Raw genomic sequence first — 6,098 nt, 5'->3', positions numbered from 1 at the left:
GGGCATGGAAACGCGTGAGTTTCATGAACTGACCTCAAGATGCTATCGGGAATACGCAGTGCAACTTCAGGGAGTATTGCACGCGTAATGTCCGAACTGAAGTCGCTAATCGCCCTCCCTCAGATGGCCAGACGAACATCGTAAGGCTGCGCGAAATCGTACATTGAATCGCCCCAAGAGCGGCATTTCACTTGGCACATTCCATCAAGGCGATCACGACGCCTTCGGCGCCCCCTTTTATCTTATATATTACAGGATGTTACCCAGAAAATTCGCACCAGTCGCGCTTCCATTACTGCTCCTCAGCGCTGTGCCCGCCACGGCCGGGGAACTCACTGCGGACGAAGCCCGCGACCTCGCCCAAGTGGTTTGTGTTTTCGGCTTCGGTATCGTGGAAAACCACAGGGCGATGTTCCGCATGTCTGTCTATGACAAGTCGCCTCAGCATGGTGGATTCAACAACTACGTTCACGCACGCACACTTCTTGGTCCAGACGACGCTCTGGTCGTCAGCGCGAACAATGACACGCTCCATTCTGCGACCTGGGCCGACCTTCGCGTCGAGCCGCAGGTGATGCGGGACTTGAAAGCGTTACGCGCACGCGATTCCAGACTTCGCAAGTCCCTAAAGTAGGGATTCTTTCAAAGCGCAGATCACCGCGGCTCCCGCTGAAACGCCTGCAAGTCCTCTTGGAGCTCGCGCCGCAGCTAGACGAGTATCGTGTTCTCCTCGATGGTGGACATCCGAGTGTTCATGAACGTGATCGACACTCCCTGATCGGCGAAGATCACATCATTCTGCGTTTCGATCATATGTCCCAGCACGCTCTGGCGATCGATGTATCCAAAGCCGCTGAAACGAAGTGTGTCCCAAGCATCGAGCTCCAACATACGGTCGGAGCCAATGTCGATGACGTCGAACTGGAACTCATCGGCAAGCATGGTTCCAAAGATCAGATCATCTCCAGTAGCGCCTCGGAAGACATCTCCCGCCCGTGCGGCCATGAACTCGCGGAAGGGGATCGCCGTATTTGCAATGCATTCGGCGCTTTGAGCGAAGCCCTGAACGACCGCTTCCCTGCTCATGCCGTTGTCGAGGCGCTGCGTCCAGTTCTCAAGACCGGTTGGATCAGGCTCGCGATCAAGAACGTTTTCATAGAGCAATGTGACGAACGCTTCATTGTCCAGGCCACCGGAGGCCGCTTGGAACTCGGGGCTGTTGACGAAGCCCGAGGCGATATAAAGATAGTCGCCATCGGTTTGGAAAAACTTCGCCGACCAGTTCATTAACCCGTTGAGGTCGGGGTCGCGGTCCAGAGTGGCATGGTACAGGCGGTACACGTCGTCCGCGAAAGGCGCGGATCCAGCTTCGATATACGCGCTCGAAATGACGTTGGTTTTCTCTCGAAACTCCGTGCTTTCCGAGAAGCCGCGAACGACTTCTTCCCGACTCATACCCTCTTCAAGCCGCGCGACCCAATTCTCCAGACCAAGAGCGTCGGGTTCCCGGTCAAGAACATTCTCATAGAGAAGCGTGACAAACCCCTCATTGTTCAGATCTCCATATGTTGCCTGAAATTCGGGGCTATTCACGAAGCCTTCGATCACATCGAGAAGCGTCATCTCGTTCGACAGAATCCGAGATGTCCAGTTCTCGAAACCAAGGCTGTCCGGATATCGGGCAAGCGTCGCAAGATAGACCCGAACAACCTGCGCCCAAATCAGGAACGTCACGTCCTGCACGGTTTCACCGATCAGCACATCGGCGCCGTCCCCACCAAAAAGCCGATCCGAGCCCCGCTCTCCAACCAGCGTGTCGTCGCCGGGACCGCCATCCAGTGTGTCGTCGCCATCGCCACCGTCGAGCGCGTCGTCCCCAATGCCGCCGTCGAGAACGTCGTTCCCATCGTCGCCCAGAAGGATGTCTGGCCCCGCCAAACCGGTCAGTCGATCATTCCCGCTCAGCCCGTCCATCCAGTTGATGCCGTCTTCATCGGTGAGTTCGTCGTCTGCCTGGGTTCCGTAAAGCTTCGGTGCAAACCTCTGGCCCTGCACCCCCAGACCATTGGCATCCGCCTCAGAGGTCCAGACGAGAACAAAGCTACCGTCGTTCAAGGTTGCGACGCTTGGAGGAGTTCGATCAAGCCTGACCGACACCTCGGTACTGACGGTCGTCTTGGCGATCCAGTCGTACCAGCCTTCAGAGCCATCAGAAAGGCTCGGGCCACTTGAAAACCTGCGAAACAGGATCTGGTCCAGGTGCTCTTCGTCCGGGATGCCAAACCCGGTTTCGCCCTTGTAGGCAAGCAGGTAGCCCCCGTCCGGCATTGTTGCGATTGTCGGGAACCCAACCGTCAGCTCGTCAGACAGGTAGCTCCAATAATAGGAACCATAATCGTAACGCGTCTCGTCCGGCGCATATCTGGTGGTCGTGACGAAATCGATCCCCAAAAAGAAGTCATAACCGGTTACAAAATAGAAGCCTCCATCGTCGAGACCGGTGGCGACCTGCGAGTACCAATTGACGTCTCTCTCCTGAAACTCGGGACCAAGGGGCGTTCCATCGGCCGCATAGCGCCGACCGAATATTCCGTTTCCGGCGTTCCACGTAACGAGAATGCCGATGCCCGGAAGCTCCGTGACATCGGGATCGGGTTGTGGCCAATCTTCCGCAGGCAAAGACCATTGAGGCGCCGATGAGACCTGAAAGGCATCACCGACGGGCTCGCCATCATGACCATAGATCCGTGCCAGGACACCTGTGTTCTCGGGATCGTCGCGCGATAGCCAAGTGACCGCAACGCCCTCTGATCCCGACTGAGCGAGGGCCAGAGGGACGGGGTCTGAGCCCACCGAAGACTGCACACCTGTAAGGTCGCGGTCTAGCTGGAATTCACCGGTACGCGGCGTGCCATCTGCCTCGAAAATTCTCCCAAGCGCGGAAAGGTTGCCAGTCGCGGGATCTCGGGACCACCATGACACAAAGTAGCTGCCATCGCTCATACCGGTGACTGAGGCAGCCAATTGATCCCCGTCGCTGCCGACATTGACCTGAAACTCACCTCCTACCGCCGCACCCAGCGCGTTGTACTGCTGCCCGAAAATGCCAAGACCGCTGCCGTCCTGATCATCCCCTGAAGTCCAAATGACGACGAAGCCCCCGCCGGGCAAAGCAGCGACACTTGGATCATATTGGTCGCCCGCGCTTTCGGTATTGACGCGTGTGTCCTGCTCAAAAACGCTGAACGCCATGATATCTCCTCCCCCAATCTCGCGACCCACCGCAATCCGCGACCAGACGAAGGCAGCCGACCGGCTCGTCCGCCGTCCCCTGCCGGTTCGTCAGACGGTCCTCGGGGACCATGCTCAGCATCCCAATCCCGGAGGAAGGCTCTTGGAATTCCCGCCCCTGCTTCCGGCGCGAGCCTGCTAGCACGATCGGAAGAAAGCGTTGCGATCCTGTCCTTGATTCAGATCACGCGATGCCGTCGACCTCTGAGCGAGTGCCGAATGCGATCTTCACGCTTTTCACGAAAATCGGCAAGTCCAAGGATTCGAGATAAGCGCACTTCATCGCGCCCCGCCAATTCTAAAAGGCAGGCGCCGCCGGTCCGAATAGATCAAGGTCGATCGTGTCAAACCTCTGTCCCCGACAACCACCCCTCCAAGAGGGTATTCACCAGCCCCGTCCCCTCTGGGTGATTAGACCACCAATGAACATCGAAGGGGCCGGGAGTAGTTCGGGTCACTGATCTTGGTCATAGGGTCTCCTGCATGGGGGCGGTTACCCTTCATGCGGGAGCGAGAAGATGAAGTTTTAGGAGGTTTAAATATTTAATTTCAAACATTTAAGCAGAAATATACCTCTATAAATCCAGTCATCTTCATCCATTACCAATACCTATTCGCGGCCCTCGCATGAAGCCTTTCGTGGCGGCCTGCTCGGTCCACCTCACTCCTGGGTTGCCGGGAGGCACGCAAGACTGCGAACTTACAAGGAGGTCGCACCTGGCAGATCTGCGCACAACTTGGAGGGAATCCCAATGGTACAACCCGAAAACCGTCTCGGTGAAATCGTGGATGACGACAGTGTCCAAGCCCGTGAGGCGCTTAGCGACACATTGGCCGGCCTCTGGTGGACCTTCGTACTGCGAGGGCTCTTAGCTGGCGCTGTCGGGATCGCCGCCCTGTTCTGGCCGACTGGCAGTATCTCCCTATTGCTTCAACTCGTCGGACTTCTTCTGATCCTCGATGGTGGGCTGACACTGTTCGGATTTGGCCAGCGCGGCGCAGCAGGGCGCCTCGGGATCGGTGCGATCGTAATCGGTCTTGTTCTGCTGATCTGGCCCGAAGGAATGGCGCGCCTCGCTTTCTTTCTCCTCGGCGCCTGGGCGCTCATCACCGCTGTTGGATCTCTGATGACCTGGCATAAGATGCCTCAGTGGGACCCAGAACGGTCTAGCGTACGCAATGCCGGGATCGTTGCACTGATCATCGGATTGATGTTGATCTTCTGGCCCGGGTCGGGCCTCGTGGCACTTGGCTGGGCCATTGCATTCGGAGCGATTGCCTTCGCCGCCGTCATGTTCTGGCTGGCTGCAAGATTGAGACATGCTAACCAACGGCTCCGGATGCGGGTGATCAATCAGTAATCCTCCATGCAGGAGCAAAAAGCTGAAGATTTAAAAGGTTTAAGTATCTAATTTTAGTTACTTAATTAGGAGGATATTCTATCAATCCAGATATCTTTATCCATTACTAATACCTATTAGCTCTCCCACAGCCCTTCCTTGTTCACCGCTCATCTGGTTCAAGTCTCCCTGATTTCGCCTCGACAGGCGCTCATCAGCCCGGCCTCACTCGTCACCCAGCAAGCGCAAGAAAGCACGCCAGAAGAGCCCGTAGGAACGGGGGCAGAAAGAGTGGCATTCCCACGCTCGGGGAGCGGAGGTGCGCCTTGTAACGATGTCTCAGGAAGTACTGGCTGGGGTGGTAGGAACCCCTGCCTTCCGATCAGGTTCTTCGGCTTACGCTCACAGGCCCCGAAGTGGGGCAGTTATGGGGGCCTTTCGTGCCGACTGGCTCCTCCACCTCTCTCATGGGTTGCCGCTCAGCGTGCCTCTGTGGGCCTCTCTCCGTGGTGAACTGGCCGCGCTTCGATGGGGGCGGCAAAAAAATAGGATGGGAGCCCCGCCCGAACACCCCGGAGGATGCCCGGACGGGGAGAGGTTCAGATGGTGGTGATTGACCCGCCGACCTGCTTGGTCAGGACGTAGTCAGCGAGCCACTGCCAGTAGTGGTCAGCGTTCCTAAAGCCTTGGTCCCGCGCTGCGAGATCCTCAGCCTCTGAACGAGAAAGACCGCCATCGTACTCAGCGATAGCGGCCCTCTCATCGAACGCGTAGATGTCGGGAATGACGGTCATGGAGAGCACCTCTCCGGCAACCGAACCTGATCGACGATCTGTCTCTTCTGCTCGTCGGAGATCCCTGCGGAGTAAATTCCGTAGGTGAGGCCATTCTCCGAACGCGCCGACTTGTGCCCCACGATGCTGGCGGTGAAATGCTCCGGGACGCCCGTACGCTCACACTGGGTGATGAACCACTTCCGGGTGGAGTGGAACACGAGGCCGGGTCGTTGAAGCTCCAACGTCTCCCGCATCACGGCGAACCGCTTGGTTACGTCGTTCACGGTCAAGTTCGGGAACAACGGACCTTCGCAGGGTAGCGCCTCCAGGATCGGCAAGAGCGCTGCATGCACCGGAACCATTCGCTCAGCAGCATCGGTCTTCAGTAGCCTCAGGCGGTTCGGGCGAACGTGGAAGAACCAGCCAAGCTTTCCCTTCTCGACCACATCCCCACGGAGGAGACCGGCAGCTTCCCCGGCTCGCATCCCGGAGAGAAGGCACGTCAGCAGCACCTTGTCGATGAGGGGATCTTGCCACGTCAGCCACTTAAGCACTTCTGTGTCGGTCGGGACCGCATAGGGCTTGTGAACCACCTTCGCCTCGAAGCGTACGGACGAGAACGGATTGGTTTCCAGTGGTAGTGTCCCAACGCTTGGTGTAGGAGGCCGCGCGCGGAGCCCCCAGCGTAGCG

At 57.7% G+C, this 6,098-nt stretch carries 5 protein-coding genes; 2 read left to right on the top strand and 3 right to left on the bottom strand.

The annotated features are described in order from the left end of the window. Nucleotides 1–256 precede the first annotated feature (256 nt). A complete protein-coding gene (locus AC6RA4_RS22570) occupies nucleotides 257–634 on the top strand; it encodes a DUF1254 domain-containing protein (protein WP_500164135.1) in 378 nt (125 codons plus the stop codon). A 74-nt stretch (nucleotides 635–708) separates the two neighbouring features. Here the strand turns inward: AC6RA4_RS22570 and AC6RA4_RS22565 are convergent, their stop codons facing one another. Beyond that, entirely contained in the window at nucleotides 709–3,252 is a 2,544-nt protein-coding gene (locus tag AC6RA4_RS22565; RefSeq protein WP_500164133.1) for a DUF4214 domain-containing protein, read from the bottom strand. Between the two features lie 791 nt (nucleotides 3,253–4,043). Between AC6RA4_RS22565 and AC6RA4_RS22560 the strand changes: the two genes are divergently transcribed. Then, the gene (locus AC6RA4_RS22560) at nucleotides 4,044–4,652 is read left to right on the top strand and encodes an HdeD family acid-resistance protein (RefSeq protein WP_500164131.1); all 609 of its coding nucleotides are present in this window, start codon (nucleotides 4,044–4,046) and stop codon (nucleotides 4,650–4,652) included. Between the two features lie 578 nt (nucleotides 4,653–5,230). Here AC6RA4_RS22560 and AC6RA4_RS22555 read toward each other — a convergent pair. Further along, on the bottom strand, nucleotides 5,231–5,425 hold the full coding sequence (locus tag AC6RA4_RS22555; protein WP_500164129.1) for a hypothetical protein: 195 nt from the start codon (nucleotides 5,423–5,425) through the stop codon (nucleotides 5,231–5,233). After that, nucleotides 5,422–6,098 (bottom strand): site-specific integrase (locus tag AC6RA4_RS22550; protein WP_500164128.1); only part of this gene is annotated, 677 nt, incomplete at its 5' end. The genes AC6RA4_RS22550 and AC6RA4_RS22555, both read right to left, overlap by 4 nt.

The organism is Salipiger sp. (genome assembly GCF_059781815.1).
The sequence above is the reverse complement of the archived record's forward strand: the minus strand, read 5'-3'. Positions and strand labels throughout refer to the sequence as shown.